Consider the following 22,499-nt stretch of genomic DNA (forward strand, 5'->3'; position numbering starts at 1 on the left):
GCACCCATCGAACGCTTACGCGTTCACAACCTGCCCACGAAGAACAGCTAGTTCTCCGAGAGCACGAAGGGGCACCCGATCGGGTGCCCCTTCTTCGGTTTGGGCAGAATTCAACTGCTGTGAAAGAACTGGCGTCGTATCTGGAAGGCCGTGTGCGCGTCGTCGTCTCGCGGGACGACGACGACCTCGTGTTCTCGGCGCACTGGGCCGCAGACGGGGCGGCCGCCGTCGCGCCGTCGCGGATCGCGATCGCGGATTTCCTCGCCAAGGGCACCGGGCCGTGGCCCTGGTTCGACCTGCACGACAAGCGCGACGCGACGATGCGGGTGCTCGATGCGCTGGGCGCCGGTCGTCCCGCCTGGACCGAGCCGCTACCCCCGGACATCCTTGACCTCTTCGAGCGCGCGCATCGCGGGGACTCCTCGGTGATCGAGCTGCTGGCGATGGGATTCGATCCCGACCCAGTCGATCCCTGTGGCGCCTCACCGCTCTGGTACGGGGTGCGGTCCCTGTCGGCGGGAATCGTGGTGGCGCTCATCAACGCCGGGGCCGACGCCGGCCGCCGCATCGAACTCTCGGCTCGGGGCGATCGCTACACCACGATCCTGCACGAGATCGTGCGGGTGGGCCGCGCGGTGGCGCTGAACCACGCCTTGGCTCACGGGGTGGACCCGTCGCTGGTCGATTCCGACGGCGCGACCCCGATGCACGTCATAGACGGCGCCGGTGACCACGTCAACGCCGAGATCGTGCGGGCTCTGGCGCGGGCAGGGGCCTGCGTGAACACCCCCACCCCGGCCGGCATCCAGCCGATCGAGCACGCCGCGCAGCGGATGCAGCCCGCCACGGTCGCCGCGCTGATCGAGCTCGGCGCCGAACCCGCCCGTGGGCTCGACGCGCTGTTGTCGTCGTGGGCCGATCGTTCCCGGGGCACACCCTGCCGTGCGGACGACGTGATCGACGTCATCGCCGCGCTGCGGCGCGCAGGAGCCCCCGTCACCGACCGCCACCGCGAGCTGGCGGCGGTCGCGGGCGCGAGCCCGGTCAAAGCCGCGTTGCGCCGTTAGAGTGCTCACGTGACATACACGCGCTATGTCGCGATCGGCGACAGCCAGACCGAAGGGCTTTGGGACATCGACGATTCCGGACATCTCGTCGGCTTCGCCGACCGGCTCGCGTCGGCGCTGGACCGGCACTACCCCGGCCTGGCGTATGCGAACCTCGCGGTGCGCGGCAAACGGATCAGCGATCTGCTCGACGAGCAGCTGCCGAAGGCGCTGACGATGGCGCCGGACCTGATCACGGTGTGCATCGGGATGAACGACGTGACCAGGCCGGGACGGAATTTCGACCAGGCCGTCGCGCAGCTGGGCGTGCTGTACGAGCAGCTGGCGCGCTCGGGCGCCACTGTGGTCACCACGACGTTTCCCGACCTGGCGCGGATTCTGCCGATCGGCAGGATCCTGGCCGCCCGTGTCGAGCGGATCAACGACGAAATCCGCTCCGCCGCCGAGCGGCACGCCTTTCGACTCGTCGACCTCTACAGCGCGCCGTCGATGACGGACCCGCACACATGGAGCGACGACCAGGTGCACGGATCAGCCAAGGGCCACAAGCTTTTCGCTGCCGCGGCCGAGGAAGCGCTCGGCCTGCCGGGCAGCGACCACAGCTGGGCGCACTGCGCCGGCGAGGCCGGCCGCCCGTCGGCCCGGTCGAACGCAAACGCGCAGGTGCAGTGGACCCGCAACATGCTGATGCCGTGGTTGTGGCGACACCTGCGCGGCCGGTCGAGCGGCGACGGGTGCGAACCGAAACGGCCGCACCTGCAGGCCGTGACCGGTTAGATCCCCAGGAACGGCAGGGGTACCGGTGACGTTCCGTTGCCGATCGAGGACACCATCGCCGGGCAGAACATCGAGATCGCGATTCCGGTGAACATGGTGGCCGGGCCCAGCGGCATGCCGGCGGCGTCGGCGACCTGCGCGGCGACGTTGGCGGCGTTCTGTCCGGGTTCACTGAGCATGGGGCAGACCTGATGGCCGACGGCGATTGCTCGGCCCGGATCGCTCATGACCACCCCGGCCTCGCTGACCGCGTGCAGAAACGCGTCCTCGACGGGATCAGCCTGCGCGGGTGACGGCGCGACGGCCGTTGCAGCGAGAAATCCGGTGGCCAGTACCGCGGCCATGGCGGGTTTGCGAAGCACCCGCGAATCCTACGCCGTGCGGCGGGCCGCTCACACCCCGGTCCAGCCGGCGTCGATGCTGTCGGACACGTCGATGACCTTGGCCTTCTGCGACGCCGGGCTGTCGATCTCGCCGGCGACGTGGGCGGCGATGAACCGCCTGATCTCGGCGTCGATGCCGGCCAGCACCCGCAGCACCTCGCCGCGCAGCGACTTGGACGTGACATGGATCGAGATATCGGAGGACCGCGGCTTATGCACGTCCAGGATCAGCAGCAGCGGCGCGGCGGCCCGCGCGGTCGCGCGCAGGTTGATCTCGCCGAACACCATGAACTGGGGTTTGTCGATCCGCAGATCGACCACCATGTCGATCTCCAGCGGAATCCGGATCGCGAATGTGATCATGTCGCCCACATTCCGGGTCAGCCGGGGCTCTTGAACCCTGACCTTGGCCGTGACCTTGGCGATCCTGCCGGGGCCCTGGGCGATCGGGCCGATCTGGAATTCGTCGCCGGCGATGGCGGCGATGGCCTTGCCAACGCGCTCCTCGGTCACCGCGATCTCGAAGAACTGGCGGCCGAACTCTTCGTAGGTGATCTCGTCCTCGACGTCCATCGTGGTGTTACCGTCTCACGTCCTCGCCCGCCGTCGCGTGCGACGCTACCGAATCGAGACAAGCCCGCAGCTAGCCGCCGCGGTTCTGGCTGCGCGCCTCGGCGCCCGTCTCACCTACGTCGAAGGCGTCATCGGCGCTCGTCCGGCCGACGTACGTCCCGTCGTCGCCGCCCGATTTCCCGGCCCGCGACCGGGCGACGTGCGCGTCGTCGGCGACGTCGTCTTCGGTCTCATCGTCGTCTTTTTGTCTGTCACGCCGGACCATACGGGCTCTCTACCCGTCCCGGACGGCCTCAAAACGGTCGGTGAGCTCCGCACGCCGCGGCTTACCCGGCCTCGCTGAAGTAGCGGATCCGGCTGATCGCGAACGCCCCCGTCGACACCTCGGCCACCAGCACATCCCGACCGCCGGGACGGTCGATCCCGGCCACCAGGCTGTGACCGGCCGCGATCACCTTACGCTGCTGGACCCCGGCCAGCCGCGACAGCAACTCCGCACCGCTCATCGGCGCGTCATCGGCGTGGGTGATGCGGGTGCCTCTGCCGAGCCAGCGCCGCAGGGCGACCTCGTCGCCCGCGCGTGCGTCGGCGAGGAAGTCGTTGAACCGGCGCTTGCCCTGCGGCCCCGGGCCGCGCAAGCCGCTGAGGAAGCCGAGCGTGCCGACCACCCCCTGGTTGAGCAGCAGGCCCTTGGACAGTTGGAGACCGGGCAGAACAGACCGCACGCCGTTGCGCAGGAACTGCGTCACCATCCCGGGAAGTTCCCAAAAGGCATACAGTGCGGCGATTTTGAGCTCACCCTGATCATCGGCCACGTCGTAGCGCAGGTAAGCGGGAATCCGCATCGTCACCCCGGACCCCATGCCCACCTCGAGTTGCAGGTCCCGGATCACCGTGGAGCCGACCACGATGTCCACGTCGCGGTGAAACCTGATGTCGCGCGGCCCGATGAAGGTGTCGTAGAAATGCGCGATCGCGGTGCGCCCACGATGCGGGTGCGAACCGACCGGGTCTTCGACGCGTCCGTCGAACGTGAACGCGTCGACCCACGCGGTGCGGTCGTGCACGGCGAACGCCGCGGGAGACCGCTCGACGGCAGCCAGCGCGTCCGCCCGTGAGATGGCCATAAGGTTGCCTACCATCCTCGTCGACGTCAGTCGACTAGTTCGCTCCCGGCGGGCACACTGGGTCTTACCGCCGTACATCGGGCGTACGGCGCCGAGGAGGAACCGCCATGACCAGCAATGGGCCTTTCGGGATCGACCCCGAGGAATTCGACCGGGTCGTCCGCGAAGCCGGAGAGGGGCTGCGCGAGGCCCTCGACGGAGTCGGCAGGTTCTTCAGCACCTCCGGGGAACGCGCGGGGTGGGCGAACCTGGTCGACGAATTCACCAGGCACACGCGTCCGAAGCGGGAGCCGGAGACCGCCGGGGAAACCGGCGACGGCGTGTGGGCCATCTACACCGTCGCCGAGGACGGCAGCGCCCACATCGAGCAGGTGTATCCGACCGAGCTCGACGCGCTTCGGGCCAACAAGAACAACACCGATCCCAGCCGCAAGGTCCGGTTCCTGCCGTACGGCATCGCGGTCAGCGTGCTCGACGCGGCCGAAACAGAATCACCTGACGCACCTGACGAGGACGCCTAACCCCCGAAGTGCCGCCGGATACCGGCGAACATCGCGCGGTGCGCGGTGATCGCCCGCCGGGTGGTGAACGCCGCCAACGGCGGTGGCGCTCGGAGCGTGATGCGTTCGGTGACAAGGGTTCCCGAACCCCACGGCTCGAAAGTCACGAGGCTGCGCAGCCGCACGCCCGGAAACTGCCGCGCTTCTGCGGCGATCGCACCGGTGTCGGTGACGGTCACCCGCGCCGTGTAGCGCGTCCGCAGGGTGAGCCGACCCAGCCGGATCCGGTCGGTGACCCGATAGGTCCGGGTGGGGCTGGTCTCCGTCCCCGGGATTTCGCGCACGGAGATCACGAGCGGATGCACGACCTTGATGTTGTGCAGGTCGGCGTAGAAGCCGCGGACCTCGTCCGGCGGTGCCGGCACCACCTCGGAGAGCACCTGCGGTGCGCGCTCAACCATCGGCTGCGACGCGCAGCACCGCGGCCAGGCTGCGCTCGACGTCCTCGTCCGTCGTCGCCCACGACGACACGCTGACCCGCATCGCCGCGCGGCCCTGCCACACCGTGCCGCCGAACCAGCAGGTGCCGTCGGCCTGAACGCCGGCGACGACGCGCCGTGTCGTCTCGTCGTCACCGAACGAGACCAAGACCTGGTTCAGCACGACATCGTTGAGGACCTGGTGGCCGGCCGCGCGGAAGCCCTCGGCGAACCTGGCGGCGTGACGGCAGCACCGCTCGATCAGCTCGGCGGTACCGGCCCGGCCCAACGCCCGCAGCGCGGCCCAGATCTCGATGCCCCGCGCCCGCCGCGACATGTCCGGCGTGTAATGGCACGGTTCCCGGTCGTCCCCGGCGAGCAGATAGGCCGCGCCGACGGACATCGCCGCACGCAGGTGCTCGGCGTCGCGCACGAATGCGATGCCGCTGTCGTAGGGCACGTTGAGCCACTTGTGCGCATCGGCGGCCCAGGAGTCGGCGGCGGCGAAGCCCGCGGCCAGCGGCGCCAACCGCGGGCTGGCCGCGGCCCACAACCCGAACGCGCCGTCGACGTGCACCCACGCCCCCGCCGCCCGCGCCGCCGCACACACCTCCTCGGCCGGATCGAACGCACCGGTGTTGACGTTGCCCGCCTGGATGCACACGACCGTGTCCCCCGACAACTCCGGCATCGCATCGGCGCGCATGCGGCCCTGCCCGTCGACGGGCACCCGCTCGATACGGCTGCGGCCCAACCCGAGCAGCGACAGCGCCTTGAGCACGCTCGTGTGCACCTCGTCGCCCACCACCACCCGGATCCGCGGAGCGCCGAACAGCCCGTCCTCCTCGACGTTCCAGCCGGCGTCGCGCAGCAGTGCGTGTCGGGCCGCGGCCAGGCACGCGATGTTGGCCGTCGTGGCGCCCCCGACGAACCCGGCCCCGGCGTCGGCAGGCAGCCCGAGCACGTCGAGCAGCCAGCCCATGGCGACCTCCTCGAGGTGCGCGGCCACCGGCGACATCACGCGGTAGGCGCCGTTCTGGTCCCACACGCCCGCAAGCAGATTCGCCGCCAGCGCCGCGGGCAACACCGCCCCGGTGACGAACCCGAAATAGCGGCCGCCGGTGGTCGCCACCGTTGCCGGAGAACCGATCTCGTCGAGAAGCCGCAACACCTCGCGCGCATCGGTGCCCCGCTCGGGCAGCGGCTCGGTGAACCGGCTGAGCGCTTCGAGGGCCTCGGCGGTGGGCGGCACCGACCGGGTCTGCAGGCCGCTGAGATACCGGCCCGCGCGCTCGGCGAACTCTGCCAGCAGTTCGTTCATGGCTTCACGCTAACGCCAGGCCGGCTCCGATTCATCTTTGTTATCTTTACAGCAATAGCGCGAAGGAGGAGGTCCTCATGAGACCGCTTGCCTACGATCAGCTCTTCATCGGTGGCCGTTGGCGCAAACCCGCTACCGGACAGCGGATCTCGGTGATCTCCCCGCACAGCGAGGAGCCGATCGGCGAGACCCCGTACGCCGCACCAGAAGACGTCGACCTGGCGGTCCGTAGCGCGAGAGCCGCGTTCGATGACGGGCCGTGGCCGAGGATGAGTGTGGCCGACCGGATGGCGAAGATCGAGAAGCTCGCCGCGCTCTACAGCGAGCACACCGACGAGATGGCCGATCTGATCACCGCGGAGATGGGTTCTCCGCGCAGCTTCAGCAGGCTCGGGCAGGCGGCCGGGGCGGTCGCGCAGATGCACCTCGGACTGGCCACGGCGCGCGAATTCCCCTGGGTGGAACGCAGACCGGGATTGTTCGGCGAGGTGCACATTCGGCGGGCACCGGTCGGTGTCGTCGGCGCCATCGTGCCGTGGAACGTGCCGCAGTTCCTGATCATGCCGAAGATGGTCCCGGCGCTGATCGCCGGCTGCACCGTGGTGGTCAAGCCCGCACCCGAAACACCTTTGGACGCCATGTGGCTGGCCGAGATGCTCGACGAGATCGACCTGCCGGAGGGGGTGATCTCGATCGTGCCGGGCGGACGCGACACCGGTGAGGCACTGGTGCGTCATCCCGGGGTCGACAAGATCTCGTTCACCGGATCCTCGGCGACCGGCCGCCACATCGCCGCGCTGTGCGGGGAACAGCTCAAACGGGTCAGCCTGGAACTCGGTGGCAAATCCGCCGCGATCATCCTCGACGACGCCGACATCGAACGCACGGTCCAACACCTGAAGACGGCCAGCCTGATGAACAACGGGCAGGCGTGTGTGGCGCAGACCCGCATCCTGGTCAGCGGACGACGGCACGACGCGGTCGTCGATGCGCTCGCCGACATGATGACGGGGCTGCGGGTCGGTGACCCCACCGACGAGAGCACCGACATCGGACCGCTGGTCGCACAACGACAGCAACAGCGTGTGCAGGGCTACATCGCATCCGGCACCGCCGAAGGCGCGCGAATGGTGCTGGGCGGCACCGACAAACCACACGAACGCGGCTGGTATGTGCGGCCCACGTTGTTCGCCGACGCCACCAACGAGATGCGGATCGCCCGCGAGGAGATCTTCGGGCCCGTGCTGACGGTGCTCAAGTACGCCGACGAGGGTGATGCCGTTCGGATCGCCAACGACAGCGACTACGGGTTGGCGGGCTCGGTGTGGACCTCCGATGTCGCGCACGGTCTGCGGATCGCCGAGCAGGTCCGCACCGGCACCTACGGCATCAACATGTACACGCTGGACACCACCGCCCCGTTCGGCGGGTTCAAGCAGTCCGGCATCGGCCGCGAGTTCGGCACCGAGGGCCTGTCGGAGTACGTGGAGTTGCAGACGACCGTCAGCGCGCAGAAGCTGCCGGACCTAACCTGAGAGCTGCAGGGTGAGCTCGGCGGGGCAGCACGGCTCGTTTCGTTGGTTGCACACCGTGATGGCGAGATCCACCAGCAGCCGCCGCGAGTCTCCCCATGGCTCTTGGCGTTTGGCGACGACGCGGCCCCGTCCCACCATCGTGTCGCCGGCGTAGATCGAACCGAGTAGCTTGATCTTGCGGCGCACCACCCGGCTGTACGGTCCCGCCCAGTCGGTCGCGATGCGGTCCACGAACCCTGCGATGTGCATGGTGTTGAGGAAGATCGTCGGATGTCCTTGGCCCCTGGCGTATTCCGGATCGTAGTGCGCGGCGAAGTAATCCCACGTCGCGCCCGGGTTCATCACCACCCGCTGGTAGTCGATGTGGTCGCGCACCTCGGTCAGTTCGGTGGGGACCACCACGTCCTCCCACGTCACGCCGGGGTGGGCAGTCACGGCCGTTCCGCCGGGGTGAAACGGAACAGTGTGTTGCGGTTGACGGCGACCAGCGTTTCCTCGGTGCGGTAGAACTCGTCGCGCGTCTCAACGAAATGCCCTGTGCCCAGCCGGGTCTGCTTCTCCGCAGACACCGACACCACCTCCTCGACCACATACAGCCGGTCCCCCTCGAGAATCGGCGTGAGGAACTCGACGTCGTTGGAGGCGTTGATGAACGTCGTTCCCGGAAGGGGAACGCGAAGGGCGATCGACGGGGTGGGCGGCTGCGCCGTCGGCAACCACGGCGGGGGAATCAACCATCCCATCAACATCGCCGGCGGGGCGAGCAGCCCACCCCATGTCTCGCGGGCGAAGTCCTCGTCCCAGTACGACGGGTTGGCGTCGCGCACCGTCGCGGCGAAATGCTGGATCCGCGCGCCGCTGACCGCGGTGCCCGCGAACCGCGGCGGTGTCCTGGTGCCGACCATGCGCAGCGCGTCGGCGTAGCTGCCGAACGCGAACGCGTAGTGGATTCCGGTGCTCACACCAGCAGCGCGTTCTCGCGCGGTGTCCGGTCCCAGTCAAGTTCCCGCGACGTGAAGTACCAGCCGCCCCTTTCGTAGACGAGCCGGTCGGTGTAGGTGCCGGTCGCCAGAACTGTGTCGGCGCCCAACAGCAGCGCGACACAGCGCTGGGTCGCGTCGACACCGTCCACCGCGATCTCGTGGTCGACGGTAATAAGCCTGCGCCCGCCACCGCCGTCGAATGCGGTGCGCAGATCGGTGAACGACTCTCCCCCACGCGAGTACGTCGCACCCGCATGCCGGAAGGTGGCGACCCACCCGGCCAGGTCACCGGCGGAGTAGCAGCGGTTGTGTCGGGCGTCGAGGTCGAGGATCGCCGCCCGACCGGCCAGGCCGTCGAGCACATACTGCTGTTGATAGGTCAAGGTCAACGCCGTCTCCTTCTAGCGACTCAACACGTAGCCGTGCGCGTCCCTGTCCCACGCGGCGGCGCCGCACCCCCGGTTGCGCAGCACGTCCTTGCGCACCCGCCCGATCGCGTTCTTCGGAATCTCGTCGAGCACCTCCACATACCGCGGCACGCAGAAGTACGGCATGCGCTCCGCGCAGAAGTCCAGCAGTTCGCTGAAATCCACTGCGGCGCCGGGCTGCAGAGTGACGACCACCAGAATGTCGTCTTCGCCGAGTTCGCTGGGCACCGCCACCGCGGCGGCCTCGGACACCGCGGGATGACGCATGACGATCTGTTCCACCTCGACCGACGAGATGTTCTCGCCGCGACGACGCAGCGAGTCTTTGACGCGGTCGACGTAGGTGAGGTTTCCGGCGCTGTCGAGACGGCCCAGATCGCCGGTGCGGAACCACTCGGGGTGCGGTTCGACGCGCAATCCGCCGGACCCGGGCGACACATACCCCTCGCTTCTCGCATGCGTTGTCCGCGCCCGGCAGGTGATCTCGCCGACGTCGCCGTCGGGCACCCGCTGTCCGTCGGCGTCGATGACGCGCACGTCGAATACCGGGTTGACGTAACCAGACGTACCCGGCACGCCCGCGTCCGAAACCGCCTTGTAGGCGATCGGGAAGGCCTCGGTCAAGCCGTACATGGTCACGACCCGGCAGTTGTAGCGATGCTCGAGAGCACGGTAGATCTCGGCGGGTATCGGCGCCGCCGAGATGAACCGGAGCCCGGTGTCTGTGTCCCGAGGGTCGGGCGGCAGGTTCCACAGCATCGAGACCATGGCGCCCGCACCGGCGAAACCGACTGCGCCGCAGGAACGTATCTCGTCCCACACCGCGGTGGGGTGAAAGCCGTCGGCCAGCACGCTGGTACCGCCGAGCAGCATCGGCGCCAGCACCGTCGGGGCCGCGCTGAGATGAAACAGCGGCATCGCGGTCCATATCGTCTCGCCGGCCGCGAACTCCCACGCCGATGCGGCGGTCGCGGCCGCGCAGAACAGGTAATGCCATGTGGTGGCGACGGCCTTCGACGGCCCCGTGGTTCCTGAGGTGAAGAACAGCGCACCGATGTCCCTTGGACCCATCGCCGGCGACAGCACGGGCTCACCGGGCGCCGACGCCAGCCGTCCGGACAGCGAATCGCCGCGGACCAGGGTCGTGCTCAGCGTGTCGACCTTCCCGGCCACCTCCTCGACCCGCCGCTGGCGGTCGGTGTCGGTGAGCACCGCTTTGGCGCGTGACAACGTCAGCGCGTGCGCGAGGAAGTCGCCCTTGCCGGCGGCGTTGACGGCCGCGGTGATCACCCCCACGCGGGCCGCGCCCAGCCAGAAGTACACCCATTCCGGACAGGTGCCGGTGAACAGCGCGAGGGTGTCCCCCGGGCCCAGCCCCAGTTCGACGAGCACGTTGGCTGCCGCGCAGGACCTTTCGCGCATCTCGGCGAACGTCACCGGCGTCCCGCCGATCGACATCATCATGCGGTCGGCGAACTGGTCGGCACGCCGGTCCAGCACCGCGGCGACGGTGAACTGGTCGACACCGAAGGACGCCGGCTCGGGCCACGGTGGCCGGCCCGGCGATGTCACGCTTGTGCCGCGGCCGGGTCGGGCCGACCGTCGGCGGTGTACCCGAAATCGGTCGCCGACGGCTCGGGCCCGGGATAGAACCGGTGCGCCCAGCGCCGCAGGGCGGCGTAGTCGCGGGCCTCCTCCGGCGCGAGGTTCGGCTTCTCCAGGTACTTCATGTTCTCCCAGGTGAAGAAGTCCTGCTTGATGACCTCCTGCTGCAACTGCAAGAACTTCGCGGCCCGGCCGGTCGGTTTGTCGCCGGTGTCGCCGGGTTCGCGGACCGAGGCCTGGGTGTAGAAGTAGTCGGTGTAGTCCTCATCCACCGGGGTCTGCCCGGTCACCTGAACGGTGGCCACCAGCTCGGAGGGAAACCGGACGACGCCGAGCCCCAGCGAGTAGTTGTCGTAGACGATCTTGGCGTCGACGGGGCCGTTCGGGGTGAGCCACGTCTTGGCCCGTCCGCCACCGAAGTTGGCGTTCACCGTCGCGTGCAGGTGATAGCCGGACAGCTCGAAGGACGCGGTGTTGGCCGGGTTGGCGGCCTTGTGCACGTACTGCACGTGATACGGGTCGGCGGCGTTCTCGATGATCATCTGCGCATGGACCTTGACCCGGTTCACCATCCGGGTGTGCGGGTGCAGCGGGTAGTACTCGCCGGTTTCGAGTTCGGGCAGCACCGGTGGCTGCCAGTACGGCGCGCGCCCATGGCGTTCGTGCCACACGAGAATGAAGCCGTACCACTCCATGCTGGGGTAGGTGCGGATTCGCACGTTCTGCTTGCAGCCGATCTTGCTGTACGGAATCAGCGCGTTGGTGCCGTCCCCGTTCCAGTGCCAGCCGTGCCAGGGGCAGACGATGCGTTCGCCCTCGACCGTCCCGCCGACCCCCATGTTCGCGCCGAGATGCTGGCAGTAGGCGTCGAGCACGTTGACCTGTCCGGACTCGGTCCGGAAGAGCACCAGCTCCTCACCGAAGTAGTGGGCGCGCTTGACCTGGCCGGCGGAGAGCTCGGAGGCGAACCCGACGACGAACCAGCCGGTGGGGAAACGGTAGGTCGACAGGCTGATCCCGCTCGACCCGAACTCGCGTTCCGACGGGTCGAGGGTGGGGTCGTTGACCGAATCCGTCACTGTTGTCTCCGTCCGCGACGCGATGCGGCGGGTCGCGAGCACCGCCGTTGCCTATTTTTACTATTTTAGGCATTCTAAAGCAAGAACCAGGCGGGAGGACCGCGATTGACCACCACCGAACCGGTCGACTTGTCCGATTTCTCGTTGTGGCAGAACGGATTTCCCGACGAGATCTTCACATCGTTGCGGCGTGAGCGGCCCATCTTTCACCATGAGCTCACCGACGGTGTCGCCAAGACGGTCACCCGGGACTTCTGGGTGGCGACCAAGCACCGCCACGCGCTACGGATCCACCGGGACACCGAGGCGTTCACCGCGGTGGACGGCCCGCTGATCCAGGGCATCGGTCCGGCGGGGGCGTTTCCCAACATCATCAACATGGACCCGCCCGAGCAGACCAAGCGGCGACGGGTGATGGCGCACGCCTTCACCCCGCGTGCAATCGGCAAGCTCGAGAACGGGATTCGCGAGCGCGCCGCAGGGCTCATCGGCCGGATGTTGGAGTCGCGCGGCGGCGATTGGATCGACGACGTGGCCGATGTCCTGCCGATGTCGGTGATCGGCGACATCATCGGCATCCCCGAGGGCGACCGGCCGAAGATCTTCACCGCGTTCGACCGGATCCTGCAGGCGGGTTCGCCGGATTCGGATCTGACGTCGCGGGACCAGCTGACTGCGTTCACAGAGGTTTTCGAGTATGCCGTTGAGCTCACCGCCGAGAAGCGGCGCAACCCGGTCGACGACATCTGGAGCACGCTGGCCACCGCGGTGATCACCGACGAACACGGCGAGCGGTTGTCCATCCCCGACACCGAACTCGAGACGTTCTTCTTCGTGCTCGCGTTCGCCGGCAGCGACACCACGAAAAACGCGCTGGCGTACGGCTTGCAGGCGTTCGTGGCCAACCCGGCCCAGATCGAGCGATACCGCACCGAGGAGGCGATCCGATCGTCCGCGGTCGAAGAGGTGCTGCGCTGGTCGACCCCGGTCGCGTTCTGGACCCGCACCACAACGGTGGAGGTGGAACTGGACGGCGTCACCATCCCGGCAGGTCAGCGGGTGGTCGCGATGCTGCGCTCGGCCAACCGCGACGAGGAGGTGTTCGACGACCCGTTTCGCTTCGACATCGGGCGTGTCGACAACCCGCACGTCACGTTCGGCGGCGGCGGGGCGCACTACTGCCTGGGCGCGATGCTGGCCCGCGCCGAGATCCGGGCGGTGCTCGACGAGTTGCTGTGCCGCGCCGCGGATATCCGCCTCGGACCGGCGAAAGTGTCGCATCCCAACCTGGCCAACAACATGACGATCTTCGACGCGATGCCGATCACGGTGGACCCCCGCTAGAGGCCTTTCGGTCGGGTGCCGATCACCCCGTCGGTGCTGAGCCGGTCCAGGTCGGACTGCTCGAGCCCGCAAAGATCCGTCAGCACCTCGGCGTTGTGCTCCCCCAGAGTCGGCGGGGTGCGGTACAGCCAGGCGTCGACGCCGTCGGGGCGGGCGAACGGCGGGCACGGATACAGGCCGGCGCCGGTGCGGGGGTGTTCGAGCTTCTCGAAGAAGCCGCGATGCCGCAGCTGCGGGTTGTCCACCACCAGAGACGGCGAGACCACCACTGCCGCCGGGATGCCCTTCCGCACAAGCGTTTCCGCCGCAGCCTCGGCGTCTTGCGACGCCAGCCACTGTTCGAGCCCGGCCTCGGACCCGCCGGAGAGCTCTGCCAGTGCGGCACGTTGCGCCTCGGTGTGGGCGCACACCGCCACCCAACTGTCGTCCCCCGCGCACCGATAGATGTCCTGGACGGCCGCGGTGTGCCCGCGGTTGCCGCGGCGCTCCATGATCCGGGCGAAGACCTCGTATTCCATTGTCTGCGCGGCGGTCACATTCAACACCGTCTCGATCATCGGCACCTCGACCAGCTGCCCCCGGCCGGTGCGTTCGGCGAAATCCAGCGCGGCGAGCAGCGCGAACGCGGCGTGCGCCCCGGCCAGCGGATCACATGCGCCGCGCGGTGCGACCGGCGGGCCGTCGGGCAGCCCGGTCACCCACGCCAGGCCGGCGATCTGCTCCATGGTCGGGGCGAACCCCACCCGGTCGCGCCACGGTCCGGTCAAACCGAATGCGGGCATCCGCATCATGACCAGCCGGGGGTTGACGTCGAGCAGGACGTCGGCGCCGAGGCCGAACTGGTCCATCACCCGTGGCGAGAAGTTCTCCACCACCGCATCGGCGTTGCGCACCAGTTCCTTGACCAGCCGAACGCCCTCCTCCGACTGCAGGTCCAGCGTCACCGAGCGTTTGTTGGTGTTCATGGCGTGAAACACCCAGCCGTACTCCCACCAGTCCTCGACGTCCTCGCGCATGCCGCCCGAGTACCGGATCCCGTCGGGGCGCTGCACGGACTCGACCTTGATCACGTCGGCGCCGAAAGCGGCCAGCGCGTGGGTGGCCGCCGGTCCGGCCCAGAACGCGGTGAAGTCGACGATGCGGACGCCGGCAAGCGGCCGGTCGACCGACGTCGCCGTCGTGCCCGCGGAAGCCCTTGGCGGCCAGGGTGGTTCGTCGTCGGCGTTGCCGACGGTCGGCGCCGCGCGCACCGGCGCCGGCGCGGCTTGGGTCATCAACCACGGCGGACGCGGCTGGCGAAAGCCCGCGGGGTGGTCCACATACACGCCACGCTGGGCCATGTGGTCCATCGCGGGTATGGTCGCGCCGTTGCCCAGCGGAGCCAACGGCAACCGGAACAGCTGGCCGAGCTCGACGATCTCCTCGACGGTGCGGGAGCGCATCCACGGGCCGATGCGCTCACGGATCCAATCGCGGTAGTCCCATCGCCCGATCTGGAACTGCAGCGCGGGAATCTCGGTGAACTCCGGGCATTCGACCATCGCGGCGAAGTCCAGCCACTGCTGGCCGGTCACCATGCTGATGCCGACGAAGCCGTCTTGGGCCTGCTCGATCGACGGCACCTCGACCGACCGGCCGACGGGCGGCACCCGCAGCAGCTGAGAATGCAGCCATTCGCTGCTCTGCATCAGCGTCACCGCTTCGAGCATCGACATGTCGAGATGCCCCCCGGGCCCGCCGGTGCGGACCCGCCGGTGCAGGGCCAGCGTGCCGTAGGCCGCCCACACCCCGCCCATGTACTCCCCCAGCTCGCCGCCGATCGCGATCGGCGGGCCCGCCGGGTCACCGCGGAAGCCGGTCAGCCCCGAAGCCGCCTGCAGGGTGAACTCCGTTGCCGGCCGCTGCGCCCACGGACCGGTCCAGCCGAAGTCGGAGACCGTGACGACGACGCAGCGGGGCGCGGCCTGCAGCAGCCGCTGCGGGTCGATGCCCCGGCTGGCCGCGTCTCCGCGGTTCGCCGTGAGCACCACGATATCGGCGTGCGAGAGCAGATCGTCCGAAAGCCTTGTGACGCTGCGCTTTCCGGCATTGAGGTAGCTGAAGAGCGGGGAATCGGTTCCAACCGGCGGGAGCGCGCCGGTGACGGTGTGGCGGCGGAACGGATCCCCTTCCAGCGGTTCCACCTTGATGACGTCGGCGCCGGCGTCGACCAACATCTTGCCGCAGTACGCGCCTGCGATCCGGTCGCTGATCTCGACGACGCGCAGGTCACCGAGCGGGGTGGGTGCTATGTCGCCCACACGAACGACCTCCTCGTTTTTGGCCATCTTAGTAACTATTAGCGGATAGCCGGCCCGGGTAGCAGCGCCGCCGCTGTTAATATTGCGATGCCATGACAACGCTGGGTATCGGTCCCGAAGCGCGACGTCGGCTGGGTGCCCGCAGAACCGCCGAGATCGTCGCCGACGAACTTCGCCGCCAGATCATCGAGGGTGAACTGTCCGACGGTGACCTGCTTCCCCGCCAGGAAGTGCTCGTCGAGCAGTTCAACGTGAGCCTGGTGTCGCTGCGAGAAGCGTTGCGAATACTGGAAACCGAGGGCCTGATCTCGGTGCGCCGTGGCAACCGCGGCGGTGCCGTGGTGCACGCACCGGCCAAGGCGAGCGCGGCCTACATGCTCGGGCTGCTGCTGCAGAGCGATTATGTGCCCCTCGCCGACCTCGGCACCGCGCTGCAGGAACTCGATCCGATGTGCGCTGCCCTTGCCGCACGCCGCCCCGACCGCAACAAGACATTGGTCCCGAAGCTCAAGAAGCTCAACGACGCGATGGCCGAGCACATCGAGGACGGCGCGCGGTTCACCGAGATCGGCGGGCAGTTCCATGACGAGATCGTGCGGGGTTGCGGCAACCACACGATGATCGCGGTGGTGGGCAGCCTGGAGACGTTGTGGACCGGTCACCTGAACTGGTGGGCTCAGGAAACCGCGGCGCGCGGCGAATACCCGTCGTTGAGCAGGCGGCGCATCGCGTTGCGCGTGCACACCAAGATCGTCGACGCGATCGAGGCCGGCGATGCCGAACGCGCCAGGAAGCTGGCCGCGCGTCACGTCGCCGATACCCAGACCTATTTGCTCGCAGGTGATCCCGAGCAGCGGATCGTGGCGCTGTCGCCGCAGGCGCTGGCCCAACGCCAGCGCTGAAAGGGTGTGGCATGCGCACGGCGCTCATCACCGGCGGTAGCGGTGGCATCGGAAAGGCCTGCGGGCACAGGCTCGTCGCCGCGGGATATGACGTCATCCTGACCGCGCGGCGCGAAGGCCCGTTGCGCGCGGCCGCGGAGGAAACCGGCGCCCGCTATGTCGTCGCCGACGCCAGCGAACCCGAAGCTTTTCAGCCCGCCGTCGAAGCGGCCGATCGACTCGATCTGGTCGTGCACGCCTCGGGCGTTCTCGGCGGCACGTATGCGCGCAAGCAGACGTTCGCGCAATGGCGCGCCACCATGTCGGCCAACTTGGACTCGTGCTTTGTGGTGACCTCGGCAGCGCTGCCGAAGATGACGGCGGGGTCGCGTTTTGTTTTCGTCTCGTCTTCGGCGGCCCACGAACCGATGCGGGCCCGCACTGCCTACTCGGCGTCGAAAGCGGGTATGAACGCGTTCGCGGGCGCGCTGGCAAAGGAAGTCGACCGAGACGGCATCAACGTGCACGTCGTCACGCCCGGTCCGGTCGAGACCGAGATGCTGCAGGACGTGCCGTTCGAGATGTATGCCATTCGTGCCGCGGATGTCGCCGAGGCGGTGGCCTGGCTTGACACCATCGACCCGTCGGTGGATCTGCCCGAGATCAGGCTGCACGCCGTGACCCGCGGCCCGTCGGCGCGGCCTCCGGTCGTCCCGTTGGAGGCTCAGCGCCGCGCCGGCAAGTGATTTCAGAGCGCCTTGACCGTCGACGGCAGACCGTAGAGCGCGGTGGCGTTGCCGCGCATGATGCGTTCGCGCTGATCTTCGGGAAACCGGCGGATGGCCCACTCCGGTGAGTCGTAGCTCCAGTGCGGGTAGTCGGTCGAGAACATCAGGTTGTCACCGAGATCCATCATCTCGAGGTATTCCCGATACACCGCGACGTTGACCTCTTCGAGCGGTTGGGTGGTGAACCGGACGTGCTCACGCACGTAGTCTGACGGTCGGCGCCGCACCCAGGGCAGGTCGGCCTTGCGGTGCTCCCAGGTCCGGTCCATCCGCCACATCACCGGCATCGCCCATGCGAAGCCGCCTTCGACGAACACGATCCGCAGGCCGGGGTGCCGCTCGAATGCCCCGTCGAACACCAGGCTCGTCAAATGGGCCGCGTACAGCAGCGGCCAGGAGGCGAAGAAGTCGTGCCAGTGCGCGGGATTGCCGACCGGGTAGATCGGGATCAGCTCGTAGGGCGTCTGGCCCATCAGGTGTGTTGCCACCGGAAGTCCGTGCCGTGCCGCGGCTGCGTAGATCGGGTCGAAATGCGGGCTGCCGAAGGGGATTCCGCGTGTCTGCGGGGTCATCAGAACTTCGGCCATAAAGGGGTGCCCCGCCCAGCGTTCGATCTCCCGCGCCGACGGCGCCGGGTCCTGCGCGGTGATGCTGATGGTGCCGCGCCAGCGTCCATGCCAGTTGTTCTCGCCAAGCCAGACGTCGGCCAGCCAGTCGTTGTGGGTGGCTTTGAGGACGTGCTCGGCCTCGGGAAGTTGCGCGTCGCACATCGGCTCCAGCAATGCGATGCTCACCCCGGCGTCGGTCAGTAGTTGTTTGGCGGCGAAGTCCGGGTCGCTTCCGGGAGGGCCCCCGCCCGGCGGGGCGGCGTCCACCCGCAACGACATGGTCTTGTAGGAGTCCGGCGTGTCGTAGAAGTGCGGAATCGGCGACGCCGCGTTGCCGGTGGGCCAGAGCCGGTCCCTCCACTTGGCGGGGGCGTAGGACTTGAGCACCTCGCTGGAGACGGGCAGCGGGTGCACATCGGTGTCGACGATGGTCACCTCGACGTCTTCGGCGGTGTCGGAGCGTGTTTCGCTGCGGATCGTCGTCACAGCCGGCTCCCCTCCCGTTCGGCGATGGTGTAGAGCTCGGCGGCGTTGCGCCACAGCACCTTCTCGCGCTGCACGTCGTTGAGCCCGGCGGCCGCGGACCCCGGTGTCGTCGTCGACCAGTGCGGATAGTTCGAGCCGTACATGAGCAGCGAGGACTTGTCCGTGAAATCCATCCAGCGCTCGGTGGTCGTCGTGTCGGTGGGCCCGTCGAGTGCCGACGTGCAGAACCGGACGTGGTCGCGCAGATACTGGCTCGGATAGCGGTCGACCCACGGCGTCTGATCCCGCATCGACAGCCAGAAGGTGTCCAGCCGCCACATCAACGGCGTGAGGATGTCGTAGCCGCCGTCGGCGAAGACGAACCGCAGGCCGGCATGGCGACCGAAGGTTCCTTCGACGATCAGCGTGGCCAGGTGCACGAACGCGTTGAGCGGCATCAACGCGGCGTACCCGGGGTAGGTGTGAGCGTGGCCGGCGAACGTCGGCGCGTAGTCAACTCCGTTGCCGCCGTTGATGTGCACGGCCACCGGCAATCCGTGTGCCGCGGCGGTCTCCCAGATCGGCTCGAACATCGGCTTGCCGTAGGGCTCGCGCGACTGCAGTGGCACACCGACCTGCACCATCTTCGGGTGGCCTGCCAGCCGCTCTATCTCGGCGACCGCACCCCTGACGTCCTCGGGGTTGACCCGGATGGTGCCGCGTAGCCGGCCTGTCGTGTCGGGTTCAAGCCAGCGCTCCAGCAGCCAGTCGTTGACCGCCGCGCAGATGGCGCTGTTGAGGAGATAGTCGGCAATGTTGCCGCGTGTCAACGGGTTCAGAATCGCCACGTCGACGCCGGCGTCGACCAGATGACGTATGACGGTTCTGGGATCCGAGCCCGGATAGTGCTCGCCGTAGAGGTCCTCGCGGTAGTCCCCACCGGGGGCCTGATACCACTGCTGCTCGACGTCGGGAATGGCGCGCAGCCTGTGCGCGGCGGGCAGGTAGCGCCGGATCTCGGAGTTGTACCGGAAATGCGGTTGGACGTTGGCGTCGATGATCGGCGTTCTCATGCCGTCAGAATCACCTGCCCGTCGACGACGTCGACGTCGTAAGTGCGCACGCGCTTGGTGGGATCGGCCAGGTTCACGCCGGTGGTTATGTCGAATTCCCATTGATGCCAAGGGCATCGGACGATGCGGCCGACCCGCGTCTGCCGTATCCGACCGGGTGCGTCGGGATCGAACTCGTTGGCGCCACCGACATACCCGGCGCACAGCGGCGCCCCTTCGTGCGCACAGTGGTTGGCGATCGCATGCAGTGACCCGTCGACGTTGTATACACCGACCCCGAACCTGCCGGCCTGCACCAGTTTCATACTGCCGGGAGGCAGGTCCTCGATCGCGCATACCGCCAGGCGCTGCATTCGGTCCCCTCGGTCTCCTTGACCCTGATTTCCTAAAATAGTAAAGATAAGAAGATAGCGCGCAAGATGCGCTGTTTCGGGAGGCGCAGGTGACGATCAGCATCGATTCCGATGGCCCGACCGCTTCCGACTTGGCGCATGATCCCTATGCCTTCTTCGCCCACAAGCGCAGAACCGAACCGGTGTGGCGGGGCACGATCATGGACAAAGCCATGGCGCCCCCGGAGTTGGTCGCCGATGAGGAGTGGACGCTGTTCGACTTCGACAGCGTCTTCACCGCGTTCCGCGACGGTGAGGTGTTCGCCTCCGAGATCTACGACACCACGATCAACCTGGTGCTGGGCCCGACCATCCTCAGCATGCACGGCAAGCAGCACCACGACCACCGCAGTCTGGTCGCCAAGGCTTTTCGGCAGAGCGCCCTCGAATACTGGGAGCCGGCGCTGATCGACCCGATCTGCGATCAGCTGGTCGACGAGATCAAGGACGACGGCGGTGCGGACCTGGTCGAGGCGTTGACGTTCGAGTTTCCCACCCGCATCACCGCCGCGCTGTTGGGACTGCCGCAGCAGGACCTGGAGTTGTTCCGGCGGCTGTCGCTGGATCTCATCTCGATCACCGAGGACATCGAGGCCGGGCTGAACGCCTCCGTGGAGTTGGGCGCCTATTTCCAGGAGCAGGTGAACCAGCGCCGCGATGCGCCCACCGAGGACATCATCGGTGACCTCGTCGCCGCCGAGATCGACGGAGAACGGCTCACCGACGAAGCGATCATCTCGTTTCTGCGGCTGCTGCTGCCCGCCGGGCTCGAGACCACCTACCGCTCGTCGAGCAACCTGCTCTACCTCCTGCTGACGCACCCCGACCAACTGCACGCGGTGCAGAACGACCGCGATCTGATCCCGGCCGCGATCGAGGAGGGCCTGCGTTACGAGACGCCGTTGGTGTCGGTGCCGCGCAACACAACCCGTGACGTCGAGGTGCACGGTGTGGGTATTCCCGCGGGCGCGCAGGTGAACCTGTGCATGGGATCGGCCAACCGCGACGAGAGCCGGTGGCCCGACGCGGAGACGTTCGACATCCACCGGGAGCGCAAACCTCATGTGTCATTCGCGGGCGGTATTCACAGCTGCCTCGGCCTGCACCTGGCCAGGGTCGAGACGCGCGCGATGTTGAACAGTCTGTTCGACCGCGTGACCGATCTGGAACTGCTCGGCGACGACGACACCAGGATCGTGGGCATGCCGTTTCGCTCCCCCAAGCGTCTGCCCGTGTCGTTTCGCGCCGCGCCGACGGGGTCGGCTTGAGCATGTGGAGCCGTGCGGCGATCCTGCACGACGTCGGTGGGCCGTGGTCGGTCGAGGATTTCCAGCTGGATCCGCCGCGCGCAGGCGAGGTTCTCGTGGAGCTGGCGGCGGCGGGGTTGTGCCACTCCGACGACCACATCCTCAAGGGCGATATGTCGGTGTCCAACGAGGTGGCCCGCCAGTACGGTCTGACGCCGATGTTTCCCACGATCGGCGGCCACGAGGGAGCAGGCACCGTCGTCGAGGTCGGCGACGGCGTCGCGGACCTCGCGGTCGGCGACCATGTGGTGATGTCGTTCGTCGCGGTGTGCGGGCAGTGCCGGTGGTGCGCATCGGGAATGGAGTACCTCTGCGACGAAGGCGCGGGGACGATGACTCCCGGCATGCCGACCGATCAGACCTTCCGCCACCACACCGCTGACGGACAGCCGCTCGGACATCTCTCCAAGGTCGGCGCATTCGCCAAACACACTGTGGTGTCGACACATTCGCTCGTCAAGATCCCGCCTGACCTGCCACTGGTAGCCGGCGCGTTGTTGTCCTGCGCGGTCCCGACGGGGTACGGCTCAGCGGTGAACCGTGCGAACGTGCGCGGCGGCGACACCGTCGTCGTGATCGGCGCGGGCGGCATCGGCACCGCCGCCATCCAGGGGGCGCGCATCAACGGTGCGGCGCAGATCGTGGCCGTCGACTCGGTCGCGTTCAAGCAGAAGTCCGCGCTGACTTTCGGTGCGACGCACAGTGTTTCCACCGTCGAGGACGCCCTCCATCTGGTGCGCGACCTGACCCACGGGGTGATGGCCGACGCCGTGATCGCCTCGCCGTCGCTGATCGCCGGAGACGACGTCAACTCCTACCTGAAGCTGACCCGCAAGGGCGGAACGTGTGTGCTCACCGGAATGACCGCGCAGACAACGCGTTCGGTGAAGATCGCGCTGCAGGATTTCATCCTGTGGAACAAGAACCTGCTCGGCACGGTGTTCGGTTCGTGCAATCCGAGGGCCGACATCGCCCGTCTGGCCCGCCTGTACCAGACGGGTCAGCTGCAGCTCGACGAGATGATCACCAAGCGGTACCGGCTCGACGACATCAACAACGCATATGCCGAACTGTTGGACGGCAGACTGATCCGCGGCGTGATCGATTACGCGCTGGGCTGAACCCGCCGCGCTAGTAGTGGCCGAGCGGCCGGCAGAGGTTCGTGATCGGGTTCCAGTACTGCCCGGGCGGGCAGTTCAGCGGGACCGTCGCCACCGGGCCCCGGCACACGTTGTCGACCGGATCCCACCACTGCCCGGGCGGGCAGTTGATCGGTTGCGCCGCGCCGACGGCCGACATGGCCACCGAGAAGGCGGCGATCGGCGCGGCGGCGGCCGCTATGACCATCGAGCGACAAATGATCTTCCTCATGCGTTCATCCTGCCCCATGCGCCTCCACCTCAAACGCCGAGATCGACGAAAAGTCGGGATCTTCTCGGGCGGATTCATACGGTCAGGGAAACATTTCCTGACCGTGGAGGTTT

The 22,499-nt window shown here is 67.9% G+C and carries 25 protein-coding genes; 9 read left to right on the plus strand and 16 right to left on the minus strand.

Going from position 1 to position 22,499, the window contains the following annotated elements:
* Nucleotides 1–119: 119 nt before the first annotated feature.
* Entirely contained in the window at nt 120–1,067 is a 948-nt protein-coding gene (locus tag MELE44368_RS21105) for an ankyrin repeat domain-containing protein (RefSeq protein ID WP_128110300.1), read from the plus strand.
* 9 nt (nt 1,068–1,076) lie between these two features.
* Nucleotides 1,077–1,844 carry an SGNH/GDSL hydrolase family protein gene (locus tag MELE44368_RS21110; protein WP_128110301.1) on the plus strand — a complete coding sequence of 256 codons (768 nt, stop codon included), beginning with the start codon at nt 1,077–1,079 and terminating at the stop codon, nt 1,842–1,844.
* Here MELE44368_RS21110 and MELE44368_RS21115 read toward each other — a convergent pair.
* The 4 genes from MELE44368_RS21115 to MELE44368_RS21130 form a co-directional block, all read right to left on the minus strand.
* Nucleotides 1,841–2,188, minus strand: coding sequence for a DUF732 domain-containing protein (locus MELE44368_RS21115; protein WP_128110320.1), 348 nt, complete (start codon nt 2,186–2,188; stop codon nt 1,841–1,843). The two genes, MELE44368_RS21110 and MELE44368_RS21115, sit on opposite strands and share 4 nt — an antisense overlap.
* A 48-nt stretch (nt 2,189–2,236) precedes the next feature.
* On the minus strand, nt 2,237–2,800 hold the full coding sequence (locus MELE44368_RS21120) for a hypothetical protein (protein WP_128110302.1): 564 nt from the start codon (nt 2,798–2,800) through the stop codon (nt 2,237–2,239).
* 70 nt (nt 2,801–2,870) lie between these two features.
* Nucleotides 2,871–3,065, minus strand: coding sequence for a hypothetical protein (locus MELE44368_RS21125; RefSeq protein WP_128110303.1), 195 nt, complete (start codon nt 3,063–3,065; stop codon nt 2,871–2,873).
* 61 nt (nt 3,066–3,126) lie between these two features.
* Nucleotides 3,127–3,927: a nuclear transport factor 2 family protein gene (locus MELE44368_RS21130; RefSeq protein WP_128110304.1), complete on the minus strand. Its 801-nt coding sequence runs from the start codon at nt 3,925–3,927 to the stop codon at nt 3,127–3,129.
* Between the two features lie 107 nt (nt 3,928–4,034).
* On the opposite strand from MELE44368_RS21130, the gene MELE44368_RS21135 reads away from it, so the two are divergent.
* Nucleotides 4,035–4,448, plus strand: a complete 414-nt coding sequence (locus MELE44368_RS21135) for an Rv0313 family protein (protein ID WP_128110305.1) — start codon at nt 4,035–4,037, stop codon at nt 4,446–4,448.
* Here MELE44368_RS21135 and MELE44368_RS21140 read toward each other — a convergent pair.
* Nucleotides 4,445–4,888 (minus strand): SRPBCC family protein, encoded by a 444-nt coding sequence (locus tag MELE44368_RS21140; RefSeq protein WP_128110306.1) that lies wholly within the window; start codon nt 4,886–4,888, stop codon nt 4,445–4,447. The genes MELE44368_RS21135 and MELE44368_RS21140 overlap by 4 nt on opposite strands.
* Entirely contained in the window at nt 4,881–6,227 is a 1,347-nt protein-coding gene (locus tag MELE44368_RS21145; protein ID WP_128110307.1) for a pyridoxal phosphate-dependent decarboxylase family protein, read from the minus strand. Before MELE44368_RS21145 ends, MELE44368_RS21140 begins: the two co-directional genes overlap by 8 nt.
* 77 nt (nt 6,228–6,304) lie before the next feature.
* On the opposite strand from MELE44368_RS21145, the gene MELE44368_RS21150 reads away from it, so the two are divergent.
* The gene (locus MELE44368_RS21150; protein ID WP_128110308.1) at nt 6,305–7,762 is read left to right on the plus strand and encodes an aldehyde dehydrogenase; all 1,458 of its coding nucleotides are present in this window, start codon (nt 6,305–6,307) and stop codon (nt 7,760–7,762) included.
* Here MELE44368_RS21150 and MELE44368_RS21155 read toward each other — a convergent pair.
* Genes MELE44368_RS21155 through MELE44368_RS21175 form a run of 5 tightly spaced genes read right to left on the minus strand, consistent with a single transcriptional unit; the run spans nt 7,754 to nt 11,857 of the window.
* On the minus strand, nt 7,754–8,197 hold the full coding sequence (locus tag MELE44368_RS21155; RefSeq protein WP_241566713.1) for a MaoC/PaaZ C-terminal domain-containing protein: 444 nt from the start codon (nt 8,195–8,197) through the stop codon (nt 7,754–7,756). The two genes, MELE44368_RS21150 and MELE44368_RS21155, sit on opposite strands and share 9 nt — an antisense overlap.
* Nucleotides 8,194–8,667 carry an FAS1-like dehydratase domain-containing protein gene (locus MELE44368_RS21160; protein ID WP_128110322.1) on the minus strand — a complete coding sequence of 158 codons (474 nt, stop codon included), beginning with the start codon at nt 8,665–8,667 and terminating at the stop codon, nt 8,194–8,196. Before MELE44368_RS21160 ends, MELE44368_RS21155 begins: the two co-directional genes overlap by 4 nt.
* A 53-nt stretch (nt 8,668–8,720) precedes the next feature.
* On the minus strand, nt 8,721–9,134 hold the full coding sequence (locus MELE44368_RS21165) for a nuclear transport factor 2 family protein (RefSeq protein WP_128110309.1): 414 nt from the start codon (nt 9,132–9,134) through the stop codon (nt 8,721–8,723).
* 12 nt (nt 9,135–9,146) lie between these two features.
* On the minus strand, nt 9,147–10,745 hold the full coding sequence (locus tag MELE44368_RS21170; RefSeq protein WP_241566714.1) for an AMP-binding protein: 1,599 nt from the start codon (nt 10,743–10,745) through the stop codon (nt 9,147–9,149).
* Nucleotides 10,742–11,857, minus strand: coding sequence for an aromatic ring-hydroxylating oxygenase subunit alpha (locus tag MELE44368_RS21175; protein ID WP_128110310.1), 1,116 nt, complete (start codon nt 11,855–11,857; stop codon nt 10,742–10,744). Before MELE44368_RS21175 ends, MELE44368_RS21170 begins: the two co-directional genes overlap by 4 nt.
* A gap of 105 nt (nt 11,858–11,962) precedes the next feature.
* Between MELE44368_RS21175 and MELE44368_RS21180 the strand changes: the two genes are divergently transcribed.
* Nucleotides 11,963–13,201, plus strand: a complete 1,239-nt coding sequence (locus tag MELE44368_RS21180; protein ID WP_128110311.1) for a cytochrome P450 — start codon at nt 11,963–11,965, stop codon at nt 13,199–13,201.
* Here the strand turns inward: MELE44368_RS21180 and MELE44368_RS21185 are convergent.
* Nucleotides 13,198–15,528: a CaiB/BaiF CoA-transferase family protein gene (locus MELE44368_RS21185; RefSeq protein ID WP_128110312.1), complete on the minus strand. Its 2,331-nt coding sequence runs from the start codon at nt 15,526–15,528 to the stop codon at nt 13,198–13,200. The two genes, MELE44368_RS21180 and MELE44368_RS21185, sit on opposite strands and share 4 nt — an antisense overlap.
* 65 nt (nt 15,529–15,593) lie before the next feature.
* Between MELE44368_RS21185 and MELE44368_RS21190 the strand changes: the two genes are divergently transcribed.
* Together MELE44368_RS21190 and MELE44368_RS21195 are read left to right on the plus strand one after the other, a co-directional pair.
* The gene (locus tag MELE44368_RS21190) at nt 15,594–16,403 is read left to right on the plus strand and encodes a FadR/GntR family transcriptional regulator (RefSeq protein ID WP_128110313.1); all 810 of its coding nucleotides are present in this window, start codon (nt 15,594–15,596) and stop codon (nt 16,401–16,403) included.
* A gap of 11 nt (nt 16,404–16,414) precedes the next feature.
* Entirely contained in the window at nt 16,415–17,128 is a 714-nt protein-coding gene (locus tag MELE44368_RS21195; RefSeq protein WP_128110314.1) for an SDR family oxidoreductase, read from the plus strand.
* Between the two features lie 2 nt (nt 17,129–17,130).
* Here the strand turns inward: MELE44368_RS21195 and MELE44368_RS21200 are convergent, their stop codons facing one another.
* Genes MELE44368_RS21200 through MELE44368_RS21210 form a run of 3 tightly spaced genes read right to left on the minus strand, consistent with a single transcriptional unit; the run spans nt 17,131 to nt 19,669 of the window.
* Nucleotides 17,131–18,264, minus strand: coding sequence for an amidohydrolase family protein (locus MELE44368_RS21200; RefSeq protein ID WP_128110315.1), 1,134 nt, complete (start codon nt 18,262–18,264; stop codon nt 17,131–17,133).
* A complete protein-coding gene (locus MELE44368_RS21205; protein ID WP_128110316.1) occupies nt 18,261–19,316 on the minus strand; it encodes an amidohydrolase family protein in 1,056 nt (351 codons plus the stop codon). The genes MELE44368_RS21200 and MELE44368_RS21205 overlap by 4 nt, the downstream gene beginning before the upstream one ends.
* Nucleotides 19,313–19,669, minus strand: coding sequence for a Rieske (2Fe-2S) protein (locus MELE44368_RS21210; RefSeq protein ID WP_128110317.1), 357 nt, complete (start codon nt 19,667–19,669; stop codon nt 19,313–19,315). The genes MELE44368_RS21205 and MELE44368_RS21210 overlap by 4 nt, the downstream gene beginning before the upstream one ends.
* A gap of 89 nt (nt 19,670–19,758) precedes the next feature.
* Here MELE44368_RS21210 and MELE44368_RS21215 point away from each other — a divergent pair, with 89 nt between their 5' ends.
* Both MELE44368_RS21215 and MELE44368_RS21220 read left to right on the plus strand, forming a co-directional pair.
* Nucleotides 19,759–20,976 carry a cytochrome P450 gene (locus tag MELE44368_RS21215; protein WP_128110318.1) on the plus strand — a complete coding sequence of 406 codons (1,218 nt, stop codon included), beginning with the start codon at nt 19,759–19,761 and terminating at the stop codon, nt 20,974–20,976.
* A 2-nt stretch (nt 20,977–20,978) separates the two neighbouring features.
* Nucleotides 20,979–22,136, plus strand: a complete 1,158-nt coding sequence (locus tag MELE44368_RS21220) for a Zn-dependent alcohol dehydrogenase (RefSeq protein WP_128110324.1) — start codon at nt 20,979–20,981, stop codon at nt 22,134–22,136.
* Nucleotides 22,137–22,146: 10 nt separating this feature from the next.
* Here MELE44368_RS21220 and MELE44368_RS21225 read toward each other — a convergent pair whose 3' ends face one another.
* Nucleotides 22,147–22,386: a hypothetical protein gene (locus tag MELE44368_RS21225; RefSeq protein ID WP_128110319.1), complete on the minus strand. Its 240-nt coding sequence runs from the start codon at nt 22,384–22,386 to the stop codon at nt 22,147–22,149.
* Between the last annotated feature and the right edge of the window lie 113 nt (nt 22,387–22,499).

It is taken from the genome of Mycolicibacterium elephantis DSM 44368, from assembly GCF_004014805.1.
GTDB classification, from domain to species: domain Bacteria; phylum Actinomycetota; class Actinomycetes; order Mycobacteriales; family Mycobacteriaceae; genus Mycobacterium; species Mycobacterium elephantis.

Excerpts from the sequence above, each read along its gene's own strand:
- MELE44368_RS21115 (WP_128110320.1), bottom strand. The coding sequence starts at position 2,188 with ATGGCCGCGGTACTGGCCACCGGATTTCTCGCTGCAACGGCCGTCGCG.
- MELE44368_RS21120 (WP_128110302.1), bottom strand. The coding sequence starts at position 2,800 with ATGGACGTCGAGGACGAGATCACCTACGAAGAGTTCGGCCGCCAGTTC.
- MELE44368_RS21125 (WP_128110303.1), bottom strand. The coding sequence starts at position 3,065 with ATGGTCCGGCGTGACAGACAAAAAGACGACGATGAGACCGAAGACGAC.
- MELE44368_RS21130 (WP_128110304.1), bottom strand. The coding sequence starts at position 3,927 with ATGGCCATCTCACGGGCGGACGCGCTGGCTGCCGTCGAGCGGTCTCCC.
- MELE44368_RS21135 (WP_128110305.1), top strand. The coding sequence starts at position 4,035 with ATGACCAGCAATGGGCCTTTCGGGATCGACCCCGAGGAATTCGACCGG.
- MELE44368_RS21140 (WP_128110306.1), bottom strand. The coding sequence starts at position 4,888 with ATGGTTGAGCGCGCACCGCAGGTGCTCTCCGAGGTGGTGCCGGCACCG.
- MELE44368_RS21145 (WP_128110307.1), bottom strand. The coding sequence starts at position 6,227 with ATGAACGAACTGCTGGCAGAGTTCGCCGAGCGCGCGGGCCGGTATCTC.
- MELE44368_RS21150 (WP_128110308.1), top strand. The coding sequence starts at position 6,305 with ATGAGACCGCTTGCCTACGATCAGCTCTTCATCGGTGGCCGTTGGCGC.
- MELE44368_RS21160 (WP_128110322.1), bottom strand. The coding sequence starts at position 8,667 with ATGGTCGGCACCAGGACACCGCCGCGGTTCGCGGGCACCGCGGTCAGC.
- MELE44368_RS21185 (WP_128110312.1), bottom strand. The coding sequence starts at position 15,528 with ATGGCCAAAAACGAGGAGGTCGTTCGTGTGGGCGACATAGCACCCACC.
- MELE44368_RS21190 (WP_128110313.1), top strand. The coding sequence starts at position 15,594 with ATGACAACGCTGGGTATCGGTCCCGAAGCGCGACGTCGGCTGGGTGCC.
- MELE44368_RS21195 (WP_128110314.1), top strand. The coding sequence starts at position 16,415 with ATGCGCACGGCGCTCATCACCGGCGGTAGCGGTGGCATCGGAAAGGCC.
- MELE44368_RS21205 (WP_128110316.1), bottom strand. The coding sequence starts at position 19,316 with ATGAGAACGCCGATCATCGACGCCAACGTCCAACCGCATTTCCGGTAC.
- MELE44368_RS21210 (WP_128110317.1), bottom strand. The coding sequence starts at position 19,669 with ATGCAGCGCCTGGCGGTATGCGCGATCGAGGACCTGCCTCCCGGCAGT.
- MELE44368_RS21220 (WP_128110324.1), top strand. The coding sequence starts at position 20,979 with ATGTGGAGCCGTGCGGCGATCCTGCACGACGTCGGTGGGCCGTGGTCG.
- MELE44368_RS21225 (WP_128110319.1), bottom strand. The coding sequence starts at position 22,386 with ATGAGGAAGATCATTTGTCGCTCGATGGTCATAGCGGCCGCCGCCGCG.